Genomic DNA, 19,278 nt, shown 5'->3' with positions numbered 1-19,278 from the left:
CATGATAAGATGTTTGGTAGTTGATGACGAGCCTTTGGCGCTAAACATTTTGGAAGATTACATTTCCAAAATTCCTTTCTTAGAGCTTGTTAAAGCTACCACCAACCCTATTGAAGCGTTAACGCGGGTACAGGATGGCGGTATTGACCTGGTTTTTCTGGATGTGCAAATGCCCGAATTGACCGGAATTCAGTTCCTGAAAATAGCTAACGGAAAAACTAAGGTTATTTTAACTACCGCTTATCCGCAATACGCGTTGGAGGGTTATGAGCTGGATGTGGTTGACTATTTGTTGAAACCGATAGCATTCGACCGTTTTTATAAAGCGGCCCAAAAAGCGCAAGGCATTATAAAACCCGTTGCCGGGCAACCTGCCGAACCAGCCCAACATGTGCAGCAGCAACAGCAGGATTTTATGAGCGATTTTATTTTTATCAAAAGCGAACATAAGATCCAAAAAGTATACCTGCACGACATATTGTTTATAGAAGGCTTAAAGGATTACATCTCCATTTTTACCACTAATGAGCGCATTATCACCCTGCAAAACATGAAGAAAATGGAGGATACGCTGCCAGAGAAACATTTCATCAGGGTGCATAAATCGTACATAGTGGCCCTCAATAAAATTGACAGCATAGAGCGCAGCCGCATCCGCATAGGCGATAAAATAATCCCCGTTGGCGATACCTACCGCGACGACTTCTTTAAGATTATTGACGGGAAGAATGTTTGATTTCGAATTTCGGATATCGAATTTCGAAATTTTACTTCATCATTCAATATTCGGCGTTCAGTGTTTAACATTATTTGTCCAATCAACTAACCTCTAATAAACTAATTCACTAAAATATCGCTTGCGCAATACGTTTTGTCGGCCCAGGGTTACCCATGGTATAAAAGTGCATTACCGGCGCGCCAAATTTTATAAGTTCTTTACACTGGTTTATCATCCACTCAATACCTACCTCTTTAACATCAGCCTCGGTTTTGCAGGCGTGCACAGCATCGCTCAGATCATCCGGCATATCAATGTGGAAGATCTTTGGCAAACTAATTAGCTGTTTTGATGACGTTATTGGCTTTAATCCGGGGATGATAGGCACATTAATACCATTCTCGCGGCATTGTTTTACAAACTCAAAATACTTGCTGTTATCATAAAACATCTGGGTAACGATAAAATCGGCACCGCCATCAATTTTTTGCTTAAGGTATTTAAAATCAGTTTTCAGATTAGGCGATTCGAAATGCTTTTCAGGATAACCCGCGACACCAATACAAAAGTCAGCCTTAACAGATACATGATCTTCGTGCAGGTATTTGCCATTGTTCATATCGGTTACCTGCTGCAGCAACTCGTTAGCGAAGCAATGTCCTCCCGGCGTCGGCACAAATGATGATTCGGTTTTACGGGCATCACCACGTAACACCAAAACATTTTGAATTCCCAAAAACTGCAGGTCAATCAGCGCGTATTCGGTCTCCTCTTTGGTAAAACCGCCACAAATAAGGTGTGGCACTGCATCAACGCCATATTTGTTCATAATAGCCGCACACACTGCCACAGTACCCGGGCGTTTACGGTAGCTCACCTTCTCTAACAAACCACTTGCGTGCTCTTTATAGACACTTTCCTCGCGCGATGAGGTAACATCAATAAACGGCGGTTTAAACTCCATCAGCGGGTCTATAGCGTCAAATATACCCTGTATGCCGCGGCCTTTCATTGGAGGAAGAAGTTCGAAGGAGAAAAGGGTTTTGCCCTTGGCGTTTGCTATGTGGTCTGTTATCTTCATTGTTTTTTTGTATCAAGTAGAGAGTATCAAGTAGCAAGACTTTTCTGCAATCCATAAATCATTTTCTGTATATCAGTAATAGCGGCGCAATTTCTCTTGATTTTTCTGCTGTTATATAATTAAAATCTAAGGCTATTAATGTCTGCGTTTCCAGTTCAAAAGACGACCCTTGTGCAATGTTAAGAAATTGGTAGAACTCTTTAGTAGACTTTCTTCCGCAGCCTTCCGCAATATTGGAAGGGATAGAAACAACACATCGGGTCATTTGAGAAATCAAACCGAACTTTTCTTCGGATGGAAACGTTCTTGTCATTACAAAAATCGCTTTGGCAACTTCCATTCCAGCTTTCCAAACCTTTAACTCCTTAAAATTATGCATTAATGTCTTGCTACTTGATACTCGCTACTTGATACTAATAAATCAATAATTTAAGTTAGGGCCAAGCCAACGCTCCACAGTTTCCACCGACATATTTTTACGAGCAGCATAATCCACAATCTGATCCTTACTTATCTTATTCAAACCAAAATACCTCGACTGCGGATGTGCGAAATAAAATCCGCTTACTGAGGCGGCGGGCATCATGGCCAGGCTTTCGGTCAGGTACATGTGTGCGTTGTCTTCGGCTTTCAGCAATTCAAACAAAGTAGTCTTTTCTGTATGCTCCGGACAAGCGGGATAACCCGGCGCCGGGCGAATACCTGCATATTCTTCTTTTATCAGCTCTTCTTTGCTTAGTTCTTCGTTCTTTGCGTAGCCCCAGTATTCTCTTCGTACCAACTCGTGCATTTTTTCTGCAAAAGCTTCGGCAAGGCGGTCGGCAAGTGCTTTGGCCATAATGCTGTTGTAATCGTCGTGGTCTTTTTCGTATTTGGCTACCAGTTCGTCGCAGCCAATACCCGTTGTTACGGCAAAGCCGCCAAAGTAATCGGCTACGCCGCTTTCTTTCGGCGCCACAAAGTCTGACAAGGCATAATATGGCTCGCCCTTTACCTTTTCTGATTGCTGACGAAGCGTATGTATGCGTGAGAGCAATTGTGTGCGGCTTTCGTCTGTATACAGCTCTATATCATCACCATCGGTGTTAGCCGGCCAAAAACCGATAACGCCGTTTGCTTGTAATAATTTATTGTCTACTATCTCTTTTAATAATGTCTGGGCATCATCAAACAGTTTTTTGGCCTCATCGCCCACAAACTTGTCTTCAAATATTTTAGGGTAGCTGCCGCGCAGTTCCCAGGTATGAAAGAAAGGTGTCCAGTCAATATAAGGTACCAGCTCCGTTAACGGATAAGCTTCAAAAACTTTTGTTCCGGTAAATGATGGTGCAGGTGCAACTTTAGTTACATCTATTTTAAGCCTATCAGCACGGGCCTGCTCCAGTGTTACAAAACGTTTATCTGATTTTTTATTGGCATGTGCCTCGCGGGCTTTGGTGTACTCGTCTTTGATGCCTTGAATGTAGGCATCGCGGGTATCCCTGTTCATCAGGTTGCTGCAAACGGTAACACTCCGCGAGGCATCCAAAACGTGTATAGCTGCTCCCGAGTAATTAGGCGCAACCTTTACCGCGGCATGAATGCGCGATGTTGTAGCACCACCAATAATCAACGGAATGGTAAAACCCTGACGCTCCATTTCTTTGGCGAAATGCACCATCTCATCTAATGATGGCGTGATCAATCCGCTTAAGCCGATTATATCTACATCCTGTTTTTTGGCTTCTTCAATAATGCGCTGTGCAGGCACCATTACCCCAAGGTCAATGATCTCAAAGTTATTACAGGCCAGCACTACGCCTACTATATTTTTACCAATATCGTGCACATCACCTTTTACGGTGGCCATTAATACCTTACCGGCATTGGCACGACTTCCGCTGGAGTCTTCTCCGGCATCAATAACGCGTTGCTTTTCTAACTCAATAAAAGGCAGCAAATAAGCCACCGCCTTTTTCATTACACGGGCAGACTTTACTACCTGTGGCAAAAACATCTTACCAGCGCCAAACAGGTCGCCTACTATGTTCATTCCGTCCATCAGCGGGCCTTCAATTACCTCTAATGGCTTGGCGTATTTCTGACGTGCTTCTTCAACATCGGCATCCAGGTATTCAATAATACCTTTTACCAACGCATGTGACAGGCGGCTTTCTACCGGCTCATTGCGCCATTGTTCGTCGCGTACTATTTCTTTGCCTTTACTTTTTATGGTATCAGCATATTCAACCAGGCGCTCCGTAGCATCGTCGCGGCGGTTAAGTAAAACGTCTTCAACCAATTCAAGCAACTGCTTATCAATCTGCTCGTAAACCTCCAGCATACCAGCATTTACAATGCCCATATCCATCCCCGCTTTTATAGCGTGGTATAAAAATGCCGAGTGCATGGCCTCGCGTACAACATTGTTGCCTCTGAAGGAGAACGAAATATTACTAACCCCACCGCTCACTTTAGCATGCGGCAGGTTTTGCTTTATCCAGCGGGTGGCTTCAATAAAGTCAACCGCGTAGTTGTTGTGTTCCTCAAGTCCGGTGGCAACGGTTAAGATATTCGGGTCGAAGATGATATCTTCTGGCGGGAAGCCGACTTCGTTCACCAAAATATTGTAAGAGCGTCCGCAAATTTCTTTACGGCGCTCCAATGAATCAGCCTGACCGGTCTCGTCAAAAGCCATTACAACGGTAGCTGCACCGTAACTCATTATTTTACGGGCGTATTCTTTAAACTTTTCTTCGCCCTCTTTAAGCGAGATGGAGTTAACAATACCCTTGCCCTGGATACACTTTAGTCCGGCCTCAATAACCGTCCATTTGGATGAGTCGATCATGATGGGCAGCTTGGCAATATCAGGTTCAGAAGCTACCAGGTTAAGAAACTTAACCATCACCGCTTCAGAGTCGATCATGCCCTCATCCATGTTGATGTCAATCACCTGTGCGCCACCTTCTACCTGCTGCGCGGCCACTGATAAGGCTTCCTCGTAATTTTCAGCCAATATCAGCTTGCTGAATTTGGGTGAACCTGTAATGTTGGTACGCTCGCCCACGTTAACAAACATGGTATCGGGCTTAATGGTAACAGCCTCCAACCCGCTTAAGCGCATATTTGGTTCAAGCGTTGGGATCAGACGCGGCGAATACTGTGCGGCTTTATCAGCAATACATTTTATATGATCAGGTGTGGTACCACAACATCCGCCAACTATATTGACCATGCCAGCTTTGATGAAATCATCAACCTGGTGCGCCGTTTCGTGCGGGGTTTCGTCGTACTGGCCAAATTCATTCGGCAAGCCGGCGTTAGGGTAGGCAGATATAAATACATCCGCTTTCTCAGAAAGTTCCTCCAGATGCGGGCGCATTTCGCGTGCACCCAAGGCACAGTTAAGACCTACGGATAATAAGTTAGCATGGCGTACAGAGTTCCAGAACGCTTCAACCGTTTGCCCTGAAAGGGTGCGGCCCGAAGCGTCGGTAATGGTACCCGATATCATGATGGGCAAATGCTTGCCGCTTTCCTGTGCGTATTTATCGGCAGCAAATAGTGCCGCTTTAGCGTTCAGGGTATCAAATATGGTTTCTATCAGCAACACATCTGATCCTCCATCAACCAAACCACGGATCTGGTCGTAATAGGCATCAGCAAGAATATCAAATGTAACTGCACGATAACCGGGATCATTCACATCCGGCGAAAGCGAAGCGGTACGGTTGGTTGGCCCAACGGCACCTGCGACAAAACGCGGTTTTGACGGTTCTTTTTTATTGTATTCATCAACCACCTCACGCGCCAATCGGGCACCCTCATAGCTTAACTCGTAAGCCAGCTCTTCCATCTGATAATCAGCCAAAGAAATAACCTGCGTGCTGAAGGTATTGGTTTCAATTATATCTGCTCCGGCATCTAAATATTCGGCATGTATGGCTTTGATAATATCGGGGCGTGTAAGGTTCAGCAGGTCGTTATTACCCTGCAGATCGCTTGGGTGATCCTTAAACCGCTCCCCACGAAAATCCTGCTCCGTCAACTGGTACCGCTGTATCATGGTACCCATTGCCCCGTCAATAACCAGAATGCGTTTTTTTAGTTCGTCTTTTATATTCATTGTTTCGGATATGAGATTTGAGACATGAGATTTGAGATGGAATAATCTTAGATCTTATCTAAATCACAAAGTTTCAGATGGAAATGGAGTTAAGAAGACAGATACCGGAATTGGTCTCAAATCTCATGTCTCAAATCTCACATCTATAAAAGCTTATTTCGAAAAGTCTGGTATAACGTGACTTTCGCTTATCTGTCTCAGTCCATAAGTCGGCGGGCTGAAGTAGAATGTAGCACCTTGTTAAGTAACAGGTTGCTAAGACATCGCAGGGTCTAATCCCTCCATCTTTCTCTATAAGCAGCGCAAAGGTGCGCAATAAGTTTGTAAAGTGCAACCCATTTAAAGCCTCTGTTGGTACACCAAAAGACTTTTACTTTCTGCCAACAAAAAAAGCCGCTTGGTTAAAGCGGCTTTTAAAGGCTGTATAATAACTTACCTTAGTTTCTTCTGCCGCCAAATACGCGCAGCAACATTAAAAACAAGTTGATAAAATCAAGATATAAAGTTAAGCCGCCCATTAAGGCCATCTTTTTTGCTGATGCATCGCCATACTCTAAACCCGCACCAATGTTTTTCAGCTTCTGAACATCATAAGCCGTTAAGCCAACAAACACTGCTACACCAACGTAGCTAATGATCATATCTAAACCACTGCTGTGCATAAACATATTTACCAGGCTGGCTATAACGATGCCTATCAGGCCCATTATCATTAATGAGCCGAACTTAGTAAGATCAGTTTGTGTAGTGTAACCCGCAATTGCCATTATACCGAACACCAATGACGATGTGATAAAAACGCCGGTAATTGATGCTGCCGTATAAGCCAGTAATATATAGCTTAAACTTATACCCATAACAATAGAGTAAGCTATGTATAGCACAGTTAATACACCGTAAGACAGTTTGTTAAAGCCAAAAGATATGGTTAACACAAATGCCAGCGGGGCAAACATTACTATAGTACCCAACATTGAGTTACGGCCTGTTTCAGGGTCTCGCAACATAGAGTAAAGAGATGCGTCACTGGAAAAAATATAAGCACAAACCGCTGAGATCCCCAATGCTACGAACATCCATAAAAATACATTCGCAATAAATTTGCGCGATGCATCTGCTTCATTAACTTGTATTACGTTATCATAAACGTATTTTTCTTTAAATTCCATTTTTGTATTTAATTATATTGGTACTAAGATAAATTTTAGATGTGAGATTTGAGACATGAGATGTGAGAAAACACTTTTTTTTACAATCTCAATACTCAAATCTCACATCTAATTAAGTCTCTTCGTCAATTGCTCTTCTACTTTTTTAAAGAACTGTACTGGCTTCAAATTGCGCCAGGTCATATCGTCAAGTTCCCCGCCGAAGTTTATATAATAATCAATGTTATTACGCTTAAATTCTTCAATTACGTGCTCGCGGAAGTTGATGCCCGCTATCCAGCCATCCTCCACATCCTGAAACCATTCTTCGTAATAACAATCGTCAGACGAGTGATAGTTCAAAACATTCTCTCCTATCAGGATAAATTTATTGATGCCGTAATCTTCCATCAACTCAATTATCTCACGTTTAAGCAGCATAATATCATTGTTAATGGCATCGTTCCACTCGCCTATAAACTCTATAATAGCATAAGAACGCTCGTAATCAGCAAAAAGTACTTTAAGGTAAAGCGTGTTTGATCCGAATGAATCCCATTGCGGATGCAGCAGATAATTATAGATCTGCTTATCAAATTCAAACTCGCTGTATTGTGTGTTGTAAAACGGGGACCTATCGTCTTCCGCCGCCACATAATCATCGCGCCATTTATAATATGGTTCTATTTCGTGCATTTAAGCCCCCTCTAAATCTCCCCCGGTAGGGGAGACTTTTTATTAAATAGTTTATTATTCATCCTCCTTTAAAGCCCTCCCTACCGGGGAGGGTTGGGTGGGGCTTGATAATGCTCTACTGCTTTTCTCACGCTGCCTTCTTCAGTTAATAGTTTCGCAGCAGTTTGCTCGTCCAACCCGGTCTCCGCCATTATCATACGTGTACCGCGATCAATCAGTTTGTTGTTGCTCAACTGCATATCTACCATCTTATTACCCTTAACGCGGCCTAACTGTATCATTACTGATGTGCTCAGCATGTTCAGCACCAGCTTTTGTGCGGTGCCGGCTTTCATACGGGTTGATCCTGTTACAAACTCCGGCCCTGTTATTACTTCAACCGGTAATTTGGCAACTTCTGCAACCGGGCTGCCGCCGTTACAAACAACGCAGCCTGTTAATACATTATTTTGATTAGCAGTTTCTAAGCCGCCAATTACATAAGGCGTACTGCCCGATGCTGCTATGCCTACCACCACGTCTTTATCATTAATATCAAATGCCTGCAAATCTCGCCAGGCTTGCTCGGTATCGTCCTCTGCAAACTCAACGGCTTTGCGTATGGCACTATCACCACCGGCAATTATGCCCACTACCCAGTCGAACGGTACACCAAACGTTGGCGGGCATTCTGATGCATCAACCACACCCAGCCTGCCGCTGGTACCGGCGCCTATGTAAAACAATCGGCCGCCATTGCTCATTCTTTCGGCAACGGCTGATGCAAGCGCTTCAATTTGAGGCAATGCCTTGGCTACCGAAACAGCTACCGTTTGATCTTCGTAATTGATGTGGCTAAGAGTTTCGGCCACAGTCATTTTTTCCAGATCGTTATAATGAGAATCCTTCTCGGTTGTTCTTTGCATTTGCTCTGCTTTATTTCGCAAAATTGAGTAAAATTCCTGATAATGGTTAGATAATTGATCTAACAAAATATCAGCTATCGGCCTAAATGATTAGCTTTGTGATTGGTATGAAGAAAAACGCCGCCATTATTTTTCGCTCTGCAATTCTTATCCTGCTGGGGTTAACTATCGGCTTGTATATAAACGGCGATAACTTTATAGGGCACGATACTAACTTTTCTTCATCCGGACCAAGTAAATTATCAAAGGTTTTAGACCTTGTGCGGAATAAGTACGTAGACTCTGTAAACGTAGATAGTGTTGAAGGCGAAACGGTCAACGAACTTTTGCAACGGCTGGATCCCCACTCGTTATACCTGCCTGCCCAACAAGCGCTTAGCGTGAATGAGAAATTAGAAGGCGGCTTTAACGGCGTAGGCATTGAATATAGTTTGTTGCGCGATACCCTGGTTATATCCTATGTTTATCCCGACGGACCGGCTGCCCTACAGGGAATTAAGGCCGGTGATAAAGTGGTGGAGGTGGATAACGAAAAATTTTCGGGCACCAACCTTACCAATGAGCTGGTGAATAAGAAGCTGAGGGGAACTAAGGGCTCAGACCTGCTAATGGGCATACTGCGTGCTAATACGAAAGAAATAAAAGCTGTAAACGTTAAACGCGACCGCGTAACATTGAGCAGTATTGATGCCGCTTATAAGGTTGACGCAGAAACCGGATATATTAAAATAAGCAAATTTGCCACCAATACAGATGCCGATTTTAGGGCAGAATTATTAAAGCTTAAGGAGGACGGCGTTAAAAAACTGGTGCTTGATCTGCGGGGGAATGGCGGCGGTTATTTAAACAGCGCTACCAGCCTGGCCGACGAATTTTTAAACAGTAAACAGCTAATTGTATACACCAAAGGTATACACGAACCCCGCACCGATTACTTTGCTACAGATTCGGGCACCTTTCAGGATGGTAAGCTGGCTGTGCTGATAGACGAATACTCCGCCTCGGCAAGCGAGATCTTAGCGGGTGCCTTGCAAGACCTGGACCGCGCCACTATAGTAGGTCGCAGATCTTTCGGTAAAGGCTTGGTACAAGAACAATTTCAGTTTGATGATGGGTCGGCAGTTAATTTAACCGTGGCCAGGTATTACACAGCGTCAGGTCGATCCATACAAAAAACCTATAAAAACGGTGTTGCCAGCTACCGTAATGAACTGGCTGAGCGCATGCGCAAGGGCGAGTTATTTTCTGCCGAAAGCAACCTTAATGACAGCGTAATGCATACCAACAGCAAGTACCGTACATCAACCGGGAGAAAGGTATTTAGTGGCGGTGGCATTATGCCCGATGTTTTTGTGCCCGAAGACACCACCAAAAACACATGGCTGATTAGTCAACTAACCAAAAACGACCTTTTTACTGCTTATACAATAGACTACCTGCAGTCTGTTCTGAAATTGTACAATGCTGATGATGATTTTGTAAACGGCTACAATGTTAGTGATGCGGCCATGGCTCAGTTTATTAAATATGCATCGCTAATTGTTAAGGACATTACCAAAGAAGAGATAGCTGCCAGCAAGGCACACCTAAAAACTTTGCTAAAAGCCAATGCCGCACACTTTAAATGGGGCGATGCCGGGTATTATAAGGCGCTGAACTCAACAGACATCGCGTTGAAAAAGGCGGTAGAAAGTCTTAATTGATGTATGCAGATGTGCAGACGCTTTAATTTAATCTCATCCGCACATTTGCATATCTGCAAATTTACTTCTGCCTAAACCACACCTGTACCGGTGCCCCGCTTAGCTCAAAGTTTTCGCGAAGCTTATTCTCTATAAAGCGATAATAAGGCTCCTTTACATACTGCGGCAGGTTGCAGAAAAACGCAAACATGGGCGATGTACCCTGTATCTGCGTAATGTATTTTATTTTAACGTATTTACCTTTTAATGATGGCGGCGGATAATTCTCGATGATCGGCAGCATCACATCATTCAATTTTGAGGTAGATATTTTGCGTGCGCGATTAGCGTAAACCTGGTTAGCTACATCAATAACTTTTAGTACGCGCTGTTTCTCTGTTACTGATGTAAACACAATAGGTACATCTGTAAAAGGCGCAGTTTTCTCGCGGATCATTTCCTCAAAAACCTTAATGGTTTTGTTGTTTTTTTCAATAAGATCCCACTTGTTCACAACTATCACAATGCCTTTTTTATTCTTCTCCGCCAGGTGAAAGATGTTCATGTCCTGCGATTCAAAGCCCTCAACAGCATCAATCATCAAAATGATAACATCAGCTTCTTCCAGAGCCTTTATGGTACGCATAACCGAGTAAAACTCAATATTCTCTTTTACCTTGGTTTTTTTACGCATACCGGCAGTATCAATCAGCATAAAATCATGCCCGTATTGGTTGTAGTGTATGTGTATGCTATCCCTTGTGGTACCCGCAACCGGAGTAACAATATTGCGCTGACTGCCAATCAGTGAATTTATGATAGACGATTTACCCACATTCGGCCTGCCTACGATGGCATATTTGGGGCGCGTATTATCTTCTAACGGAAGATCTTCAAAGTGTTTAACCACTTCGTCCAACAGTTCGCCGGTACCTGACCCTGTCATAGATGAGATATTGTAGATCTCGCCCAAGCCAAAGCCGTAAAACACGGTAGCATCTGCTTGCTGGTTATGATTATCTACCTTGTTAACTACAACAAAAACGGGCTTTTTGCCACGGCGCAATAATGTAGCAATTTCGTCATCCAGATCGGTAATGCCGGTGGTAACATCAACCACAAACAAAATAACCGATGCTTCCTCTACAGCAATTATAACCTGCTCGCGTATGGCAGCTTCAAAAACGTCGTCAGAGTTGGCAACGTAACCCCCTGTATCAATCACCGTAAACGGATGATCCGTCCACTCAGCAACACCATAATGCCTGTCGCGGGTTACTCCGCTAAAATCATCAACAATGGCTTTGCGGGTTTCGGTCAGTCTGTTATATAAGGTTGACTTGCCTACATTTGGGCGGCCAACTATGGCTACTATGTTACTCATGCTTTATTAAGATGTAAGAAGCAAGAATCAAGAGCCAAGATATATTGCCTGGCCATCTTCTTATTCTATTTGATAAACTTTATTATTTACTTTTTTGTCTTGAATCTTGATTCTAACATCTTGACTCTTAACTAATGTACCCAAATTTCTTAAGGTAGTTTTTTGTGTCGCGCCAGTCGGGTATAACTTTTACGAATGTTTCAAGGAATACTTTACGCTGGAAAAACTCTTCCATATCCTTGCGGGCGTAGGTACCAACTATTTTAAGCATTTTACCCCCTTCGCCTATTATTATATTCTTCTGCGAATCGCGTTCAACAATTATCTCGGCGCTAATACGGTAGAGTTTTTCGCCTTCAACAAATGCGGTAACCACAACTTCGCAGCTATACGGAATTTCTTTTTTATACTGCTTTAACAACTGCGCCCTTATCATTTCTGATGCAAAGAAGCGGTCGTTTCTATCGGTCAGTGCGTCTTTCTCGTAATAAGGGGCATGCTCGGGCAGGTGCTCCTTTACAAATTCCATCACCGCCTGTATGTTATGGTCATGCAAGGCAGATATAGCAAATACGGCAACCGGTTTTAATTTCTCTTGCCAAAAATCTATCTTCTTCTTTACGGCCTCTTCGTCGCTTTGGTCTATTTTGTTAACCAGTATAGCAACGGGTGCTAAACTGCCTTCCAGTTTTTTCAGCACATCGGTTTCGTCGTATTCCTCGTGTATATCTGTTACCAGCAAAATCAGGTCGGCATCAACAATTGAGCCCTCTACCTGGTGCATCATGCTTTCCTGCAGGGCGTAGTGCGGTTTTATAACGCCGGGTGTATCGGAGAAAACAATCTGATGGTCAGCATCATTTACGATACCCAGAATACGGTGACGTGTAGTTTGAGCTTTATGGGTGATGATGGACATTTTTTCGCCCACCAGCAAATTCATCAGCGTTGACTTACCTGCGTTTGGTTTACCAATAATGCTTACAAACCCTGCCTTATGACCCATATTAAAATAATTAAAATATTATTTGGACTGCAAAGAAACGAATTATATCTTTGCAGTCCAATTTAAACAGAATGTAAATTGCATTTTGACAATTGGAAAGGGCTTTTCGGGGTAATGTACCGGTTAAAAAAAGCCAACAATAGTGCGGGATGGAGCAGTTGGTAGCTCGTCGGGCTCATAACCCGAAGGTCGTAGGTTCGAGTCCTGCTCCCGCTACCCAGTAAAGCCCCTGATGAAAATCAGGGGCTTTTTTTATGGATTTGTGTGTGGCTTACGCATAAGTGTACCTTGAAACGAGAGGTACACTCAATAAAACACTAATCAGCGAGGTATCTTTCGAGGTACACTCGTGAAAAGGCAAAAGGTACACTTTAAACCCATGTAAGAACCTAAATACCAGTTTGTTATAACGAGCTCTGATTTCTCTAACCCATTAATCAGTATGCAATGATACACAGCTATCACATTTTATTCTTTCTTTACAAATCTAAAGCCAATGACAAGGGATGCTCTCCCATCTTTTGCCGCATCACATTCAACAACACTCGTAAGCAATTCTCAACCGGTCATTTCGTGAGTGAAAAGAACTGGAGCAGCCAGGCACAACACATTAAGGGTAACTCGAAAGAAACTAAGCGGGTAAACAGCAATCTAGACCTAATTAAACAAAAGCTTAACAAGGCTTATGACGAGCTTATACGAGAAAAGGAATTCTTCTATATTGATGACATCTACAACCGCTTCTCCGGCAACGACAAAGAGTACAAAACTCTATTACAAGCCTTTGATTATCACAATAAGAAGATGAAAACATTAATTGGCAAGGATTACGTCCAAGCCACTTATGATAAGTTCGTGGTAATACAAACACATGTAACCGACTTTATTCGGCACCAATATAATAAGCCCGACTATCCGCTCTTTGAACTAAGATTGAACTTCTTAGCTGACCTTGATTACTACCTTAAAGTTGTTAAAAACCAAAATCAGAATACTATCAACAAGGTTATCGAGCGCGTTAAGAAGGTTATTAAGATAGCAGTCGGCAATGGTTGGTTAACCGCAGATCCGTTTATACTATACCAAAAGAAAAAATATTCCAAAGAGGTGGTATTTCTAACCGTTCAAGAACTAAAGAAGCTCGAAAACCACAAGTTTGTACAAGAGCGCTTAGATGCAGTGCGTGACTGCTTTATATTCTCCTGCTATACTGGTTTAGCTTATAATGAAGCTGCGTTGCTATCGGATGAACACCTGCAACCCGCCGAAGACGGCTTTACGTGGATTGAAATGGTAAGACAAAAGACCCAGCGTCCCATTGTAGTACCAATCTTACCCCGAGCGATAAGGATATTAAAAAAGTATGGCTACCCAAGAGCGGGCTTGCTTCTACCAGCTATATCTAATCAGAAGATGAATTCTTATTTGAAAGAGATCGGTTCGATTGTTGGCATAAACAAAGTTCTCACGCATCATATTGCTCGTAAGACTTATGCAAGCACAGTGCTAATGAACAATGATATACCTGTCGAAATCGTCTCGTTCCTACTAGGGCACAGCAAAACATCCACGACTGAAATGCACTATGCGAAGGTTGTTAAAGACTCTGTAACCAGGCATATTAAGGAACTTGCTAAGAAACTTTAACTTTAATGGGTAGTGGAGTGCATACCTCTGCTACCTTAATTCCTGAATTTTTCACAACTTTGGACATGCGGTATGTGAATTTCTATAAGACTAAAGATGAGCAAGGAGTTGAGTTAACTTATAATAGCACAGTTTTTAAGAAAGTTATTCATTGGGATCTTTTAACCGCTATAGGTGACGATACTGTTACTCTAAAATATCCTTTGGCCAAAAAAGAGTTTGAGCAATACCAAAAACAGACGGAGTTGATTCACGACACTCTCATCCAACACGACCTCTTAAACAGGAGGGAATCTAAATACCATCATTCTAACTTGCTATTCTTACTAATTGAGTTCAATAGACAGTATAAAAATCTGTTGGCAGACAAGGCACGTGATGCACGGCTGAACAATATGATCGAATTCCTAAAGCTGACTAAACCGTTGACTCCCTTGCAAAAGCAGAATGTTGAAATGTCTTTTGTCATTAATGGCACACCGTTCAGCTTTGAAGATCAGCCTATTCTATCTGAAATGGCTATCAATAAACTCGCTGGCATACTGATGAACAATATTCGGCAACTATATCCTGAACTTTGGGAAATACACCTCAAACGAGGTGGAAATCCTAAAGCTTTGAAAGAACGCGCAGTAGCGGATTCAACACTCCAAAATCAAGCTGTCGCTGATATAGTCAAAATTCTTATTGAGTACCTAAATAGTGATTCACAAGTTCTCAGTAACCCAACAGCAAAACCTGATAAAGTTACTTTGTCAAGTAAGCAGGGAGCATTTGTGTATGATCTATTAGTTGCTCTTAAAATTTACGACCCTCGAGAGAAATCGAAAACAGACACCGGCGGTAAGGAAGCAAATTATCACGGTCTAAGAAAGCTTATCGAGCGTTACTGATTCCAGTCAAATTGGACAAAACAAAGTCATAAAAGCTAGCGGTTTGTCCAAATTCACCCTCACTTACTGAACAATCTTTGTATCGTCATCAAACCAAATGACATATAAAGAATTATGAATTCATTATTAAAATTAAAGATTGAGAGCGTTACAAAACAGTACTATAACGCACTAGAACAAGGGTTGAGCAAGTTCGCTCCCCGAAATGGCTTTTATTACGTAAAAGCATTTGAGTTTCGCGATATTCGAAACGGCAGTTACCCATTTATTACTGCAAATTGGAAAGCAAATCGCGAAGATTTGTTTGTTGCAGAAGCGACGTTTGAACTTGCCGTATCAAGCCTTCATGCGGCTGATTCAAAAAGTCAACTTGACTATTCCAATATCATTGGCAAGACCTTACAGGTATTTCGCGTAGGTATACAATTATCAAATGATAACGGTATAGAAAAGGCTGTTGTACATGGCCTCTGGTTATATGAGTATAGCGAACCAAAATTTCTTGATGGCAACTCGCTACTGTTTGGAGCAATTGGGTCAGAGATTAAAAGTTTAGAAGACGGTACACTAGTAATTGCATCAGAGTTTGATAATGGTATAGATAACGAAATTCCTCTTGGACTTGTGGACGATTATACCTTTGAAGAGGGCGATCCATCTAATAATGAGGATTTGAGTGGTTCCGATGAAGAGCGGCGGGATGACAATCGATCACAGGATGACAATAATTCGGTTAACTAAGTATTTTGAAATAGGGAGGTGTCAGTGCGGCACCTTCTACAATTTTCAACGAGCCATGACAAACACCAGCGATATTTTTGACATTACCAATGTTACCTTCGACCAGGTAATAACCTATTCGAAAGATGTTACATACTTTAAAGAAATACCAGAAGTTACTCCTATTCCCACAAATTCAATTGTTTATAAAACGGTGACAGGCATAGGAGCAACCCATAGCGAAATCGTAGCTGAAAGGCACAGCATCATCGTACTTCCCCATATCTCTATCATCACCAGCAAGCATGACTATTACAAAAACGAAAAAGGCGTCAAAACCTTAGCTATTTATGGAGAGGTTAAAGTTAACGTCGTACGAGAATTTTTGCATAATGACGATGTACATACCAAAATACTAACTACTCCTAAAGGTTTAAACAAAATAATTGCTGTGATGCGAGAACACGAGCAGCATTTGGATTATAAAAAGCTTTTTTTCCTTTTAATTGATGAATGTCACAAGCTAGTTCAGGACGCCTTTTACAGAACAGACATGGTGGAACTTATGGAGCACTTCTTTGATTTTGAAAGGAAGGCAATGGTATCAGCTACGCCAATACCACCAAGTGACCCAAGATTTAAGAAAAAGGGCAAAGAATTTAAGCATATAAAGGTTTGCCCGGAATATGACTATAAACAACCGATTAATGTTGTACCAACTGACAGTGTTGTTAATACAGTAGGAGAATACTTCAACGAAAATAAAGCAGAATGTTTTTGTATATTTTTCAATTCTGTTGAAGGTATTAAAAGCTTAATAAATCAGACTAGTATCAAAGATGATTATGTCATTTTTTGCTCTAAGGAAAGTAAGGAGCTTTTAAAATTGAGCGATGAACCAAATGTGTCGAACAGCATCGGTGGCTTTAAACGATACAACTTCTTTACCAGCAGTTTTTTCAATGGTCTAGATATTTATATGGACATAAAGCCTGACGTAATAATCATCACAGATTATGGCTACAAGGACCATACATTGCTTGACCCTTATACAGATATACTGCAGATTATGGGTAGATTTAGGAGAACCGATGCGCAAAGAGACAACAATGAGTATGCATATCGAAAAGTAACTCATATAAACAATGCTGGTAGCTTTACCAATCCTTTAACAAAGCCTGAAGCCATTTTAAAAATCGAACACAGTAAAATTGTTTATGAACACATCCTTACTTTACAGCTTTCGCTTTATGATAACAAGTTCAAGCAGTTTATAGACCACCAACTGAAGACAGTTAAACCATATTTCCGGCTGTTAAGTGCTAAAGGTGATTTCTCGCATTTTTTGCAAGATAACTACCTGGACGATGAAAGAGTTAAAGTGTATTATAAAAGCACATCTGTACTGTTGAATGCTTACACGCACACTAAACTTTATGATGTCAATCAGGTTCCCCGTAAAACATACGACAAGGACACATTGATGAAATTGCAAAGAAAGAGTATCCGATATTCAAGCGAAATGAATAAGCGTATGGCTAATGACTTACTTGAGTTGGATGATTATAAAGGATTGGACGTTTATTATGAACAACGTGCAAATGTTGAAAAGTTGTCGCCTGTTATATTTGATGCCTATAAAAGACTTGGTTATCAAAAACTAATTGATCTGGAGTTTAAGAAAACACCTATTGAAAAAGAGCTTTTAAAGCTTGATATTGAAAATGGATTGAACCATTTGCCACTTATAAATATGGTATACATGACATTTCGCTTAAATGTTAAATATACTGTTGAAGAGGTTAAAGAAAAGCTTCTCGAAATATTTGAAGAGTTTAATATCTCTTATAGAGCCAAGAGTACTGACGTTTTCCGCTATTTTGAATACAAGGAAACAAAGGCAAAAGGCGGTGATAACAAAGACGACAGGGCGTATGTGTTTACCGCGCAAAAGTTTAACCCCATATCTGGGAGGCTGCATATTTAGCAGCACATTTTTTAGACATCAAGTATATGCATAGAAGAGTCGGTAAAAAAATGTGATTGCTAAGTAGCTGTCACCATTATCATTAAGCTACTTTCACTTTAGGAATTTCATAAACGTGCGCAGTAAAAGTACTCTTGGGTAGCGGCCAGTTTATCTTATCTGTGATTTTGTAATACTTTAATGCCTTATTTGTATGTTTATGCGGCTTACACACCTCTCTAACATATTCCCTGGAGATCAATTTGCTTAAAGGATTATGTACCTGCTTATATGATACACCCAACAAGCTAGCAAGTTGCGTAATCCTAAACATGCAACTTAACCCGCCATGAACGAAGAATTGCCGTAAACAGATTAACATGGCCTTTTCATGGTTTGATAAATCTTCAGTTTTATACAGAATGTCGTAAGAAAGCTGCTCATAGTGTTCTAAATCTTCAAAATAATACTTGTTGCAGGTTCCTTCTCGTTTAGAGCGCACTATTTTTAAGAATCCGGCGTCTTCCAAACGATTAATGGATGCTGCCAAAAATGTCCGTCCAAGTCCTGAACGTTCCATAATCTTTGTGTAGGATGGAAAACAATAATCTTTGTCGTTGCTGTCGAACGATCTAATGCTTACATAAGTAAGCGCATCTAAATACTTAAGTTTTTGTTCTTTTAAGTTTAAAAAGTCAGGCATGGCAATAAATTGCTGTGCAGTATAATTCACGTCTTATAATCATTAATGGGCTATTAACTATCGATCTTCGAAAGGGAAGTTGATCTGAAGTAGCTTGAACCAAATTTGGTTGGGCGGAGTATCTTAATATAAAAATACGAAATTTTTATGACTTTTCCTAGCGCGAACGACTTGGTGAGAATAGATAGTAAGTTGATTTTAAGATAGTTAAAACAGTTTGAGCTTTCCAAAATGGAAAAGGTGGAAGCAGCACATTTTTTATTCGGGTCTCTTAGTATAATACTATGTGAAAATATTTTGTACCCACTAATGTCGTTTCCCTTTACAGACTCTATCTACTATATATCTATATGTATAGATAATGTTCGTTTTGGGGAAAAGTGAAAATTAAGTTGCAAATTCAAAAACTGGTTTCTCCCATTTTCCTCTTACGAATACTATCTATACAAGAAAATATCTTAATGTATAGGTAACGTTCGCCATGGGAAATAGGTAAAACAAATTTCCATAACTCGCTAAAAATGAGTATCTTTATGTTAATTGTTGAAGCAAGGTTCACGCTGCTAAACATCATTATATATTTCACAGGGCACAAAGGAGCTGAGTATTATACTCGGCTCT

General features: G+C 41.4%; 15 protein-coding genes, 1 tRNA gene and 1 riboswitch. Of the genes, 7 read left to right on the top strand and 9 right to left on the bottom strand.

The genetic code is table 11. From position 1 onward, the window contains the following. Position 1: 1 nt before the first annotated feature. On the top strand, positions 2–736 hold the full coding sequence (locus ACVW2L_RS21530; RefSeq protein ID WP_457130004.1) for a LytR/AlgR family response regulator transcription factor: 735 nt from the start codon (positions 2–4) through the stop codon (positions 734–736). A gap of 109 nt (positions 737–845) precedes the next feature. Here the strand turns inward: ACVW2L_RS21530 and metF are convergent, their stop codons facing one another. The 6 genes from metF to murQ form a co-directional block, all read right to left on the bottom strand. Beyond that, positions 846–1,799, bottom strand: a complete 954-nt coding sequence (gene metF / locus ACVW2L_RS21525) for a methylenetetrahydrofolate reductase [NAD(P)H] (protein WP_457130003.1) — start codon at positions 1,797–1,799, stop codon at positions 846–848. A gap of 58 nt (positions 1,800–1,857) precedes the next feature. After that, the gene (locus ACVW2L_RS21520) at positions 1,858–2,178 is read right to left on the bottom strand and encodes a four helix bundle protein (protein ID WP_457130002.1); all 321 of its coding nucleotides are present in this window, start codon (positions 2,176–2,178) and stop codon (positions 1,858–1,860) included. A 42-nt stretch (positions 2,179–2,220) separates the two neighbouring features. After that, positions 2,221–5,907, bottom strand: a complete 3,687-nt coding sequence (gene metH / locus ACVW2L_RS21515; protein WP_457130001.1) for a methionine synthase — start codon at positions 5,905–5,907, stop codon at positions 2,221–2,223. Positions 5,908–6,092: 185 nt separating this feature from the next. Then, a riboswitch (SAM riboswitch) is annotated at positions 6,093–6,207 on the bottom strand. A 137-nt stretch (positions 6,208–6,344) separates the two neighbouring features. Beyond that, positions 6,345–7,076 (bottom strand): Bax inhibitor-1/YccA family protein, encoded by a 732-nt coding sequence (locus ACVW2L_RS21510; protein ID WP_457130000.1) that lies wholly within the window; start codon positions 7,074–7,076, stop codon positions 6,345–6,347. 108 nt (positions 7,077–7,184) lie between these two features. Continuing rightward, entirely contained in the window at positions 7,185–7,751 is a 567-nt protein-coding gene (locus ACVW2L_RS21505; protein WP_457129999.1) for a hypothetical protein, read from the bottom strand. 80 nt (positions 7,752–7,831) lie between these two features. Further along, a complete protein-coding gene (gene murQ / locus ACVW2L_RS21500) occupies positions 7,832–8,656 on the bottom strand; it encodes an N-acetylmuramic acid 6-phosphate etherase (RefSeq protein ID WP_457129998.1) in 825 nt (274 codons plus the stop codon). Between the two features lie 107 nt (positions 8,657–8,763). On the opposite strand from murQ, the gene ACVW2L_RS21495 reads away from it, so the two are divergent. Beyond that, positions 8,764–10,359: a S41 family peptidase gene (locus ACVW2L_RS21495; protein ID WP_457129997.1), complete on the top strand. Its 1,596-nt coding sequence runs from the start codon at positions 8,764–8,766 to the stop codon at positions 10,357–10,359. A gap of 61 nt (positions 10,360–10,420) precedes the next feature. Here ACVW2L_RS21495 and der read toward each other — a convergent pair whose 3' ends face one another. Both der and era read right to left on the bottom strand, forming a co-directional pair. After that, positions 10,421–11,722 carry a ribosome biogenesis GTPase Der gene (gene der / locus ACVW2L_RS21490; RefSeq protein WP_457129996.1) on the bottom strand — a complete coding sequence of 434 codons (1,302 nt, stop codon included), beginning with the start codon at positions 11,720–11,722 and terminating at the stop codon, positions 10,421–10,423. A 127-nt stretch (positions 11,723–11,849) separates the two neighbouring features. Beyond that, positions 11,850–12,728, bottom strand: a complete 879-nt coding sequence (gene era / locus ACVW2L_RS21485; RefSeq protein ID WP_457129995.1) for a GTPase Era — start codon at positions 12,726–12,728, stop codon at positions 11,850–11,852. 143 nt (positions 12,729–12,871) lie between these two features. On the opposite strand from era, the gene ACVW2L_RS21480 reads away from it, so the two are divergent. From ACVW2L_RS21480 to ACVW2L_RS21460, 5 genes are all read left to right on the top strand, one after another. Continuing rightward, positions 12,872–12,948, top strand: a tRNA-Met gene (locus ACVW2L_RS21480). A gap of 227 nt (positions 12,949–13,175) precedes the next feature. Then, complete coding sequence (locus ACVW2L_RS21475) at positions 13,176–14,375, top strand: phage integrase SAM-like domain-containing protein (protein WP_457129994.1); 1,200 nt, start codon at positions 13,176–13,178, stop codon at positions 14,373–14,375. Positions 14,376–14,380: 5 nt separating this feature from the next. Beyond that, entirely contained in the window at positions 14,381–15,268 is an 888-nt protein-coding gene (locus tag ACVW2L_RS21470; RefSeq protein WP_457129993.1) for a hypothetical protein, read from the top strand. Positions 15,269–15,382: 114 nt separating this feature from the next. Then, a complete protein-coding gene (locus tag ACVW2L_RS21465) occupies positions 15,383–16,009 on the top strand; it encodes a hypothetical protein (protein WP_457129992.1) in 627 nt (208 codons plus the stop codon). 55 nt (positions 16,010–16,064) lie between these two features. Next, positions 16,065–17,975: a DEAD/DEAH box helicase family protein gene (locus ACVW2L_RS21460; protein ID WP_457129991.1), complete on the top strand. Its 1,911-nt coding sequence runs from the start codon at positions 16,065–16,067 to the stop codon at positions 17,973–17,975. An 82-nt stretch (positions 17,976–18,057) separates the two neighbouring features. Here ACVW2L_RS21460 and ACVW2L_RS21455 read toward each other — a convergent pair whose 3' ends face one another. Then, on the bottom strand, positions 18,058–18,687 hold the full coding sequence (locus tag ACVW2L_RS21455; protein WP_457129990.1) for a helix-turn-helix domain-containing protein: 630 nt from the start codon (positions 18,685–18,687) through the stop codon (positions 18,058–18,060). Between the last annotated feature and the right edge of the window lie 591 nt (positions 18,688–19,278).

Source organism: Mucilaginibacter sp. HD30 (genome assembly GCF_054061755.1).
The sequence above is the reverse complement of the archived record's forward strand: the minus strand, read 5'-3'. Positions and strand labels throughout refer to the sequence as shown.

What these genes read in the sequence shown, in the direction of transcription:
- ACVW2L_RS21495 (WP_457129997.1), top strand. Translation starts at nt 8,764, where the DNA reads ATGAAGAAAAACGCCGCCATTATTTTTCGCTCTGCAATTCTTATCCTG.
- ACVW2L_RS21505 (WP_457129999.1), bottom strand. Translation starts at nt 7,751, where the DNA reads ATGCACGAAATAGAACCATATTATAAATGGCGCGATGATTATGTGGCG.
- metF (WP_457130003.1), bottom strand. Translation starts at nt 1,799, where the DNA reads ATGAAGATAACAGACCACATAGCAAACGCCAAGGGCAAAACCCTTTTC.
- ACVW2L_RS21460 (WP_457129991.1), top strand. Translation starts at nt 16,065, where the DNA reads ATGACAAACACCAGCGATATTTTTGACATTACCAATGTTACCTTCGAC.
- ACVW2L_RS21520 (WP_457130002.1), bottom strand. Translation starts at nt 2,178, where the DNA reads ATGCATAATTTTAAGGAGTTAAAGGTTTGGAAAGCTGGAATGGAAGTT.
- metH (WP_457130001.1), bottom strand. Translation starts at nt 5,907, where the DNA reads ATGAATATAAAAGACGAACTAAAAAAACGCATTCTGGTTATTGACGGG.
- der (WP_457129996.1), bottom strand. Translation starts at nt 11,722, where the DNA reads ATGAGTAACATAGTAGCCATAGTTGGCCGCCCAAATGTAGGCAAGTCA.
- murQ (WP_457129998.1), bottom strand. Translation starts at nt 8,656, where the DNA reads ATGCAAAGAACAACCGAGAAGGATTCTCATTATAACGATCTGGAAAAA.
- ACVW2L_RS21510 (WP_457130000.1), bottom strand. Translation starts at nt 7,076, where the DNA reads ATGGAATTTAAAGAAAAATACGTTTATGATAACGTAATACAAGTTAAT.
- ACVW2L_RS21465 (WP_457129992.1), top strand. Translation starts at nt 15,383, where the DNA reads ATGAATTCATTATTAAAATTAAAGATTGAGAGCGTTACAAAACAGTAC.
- ACVW2L_RS21475 (WP_457129994.1), top strand. Translation starts at nt 13,176, where the DNA reads ATGATACACAGCTATCACATTTTATTCTTTCTTTACAAATCTAAAGCC.
- ACVW2L_RS21470 (WP_457129993.1), top strand. Translation starts at nt 14,381, where the DNA reads ATGGGTAGTGGAGTGCATACCTCTGCTACCTTAATTCCTGAATTTTTC.
- era (WP_457129995.1), bottom strand. Translation starts at nt 12,728, where the DNA reads ATGGGTCATAAGGCAGGGTTTGTAAGCATTATTGGTAAACCAAACGCA.
- ACVW2L_RS21530 (WP_457130004.1), top strand. Translation starts at nt 2, where the DNA reads ATGATAAGATGTTTGGTAGTTGATGACGAGCCTTTGGCGCTAAACATT.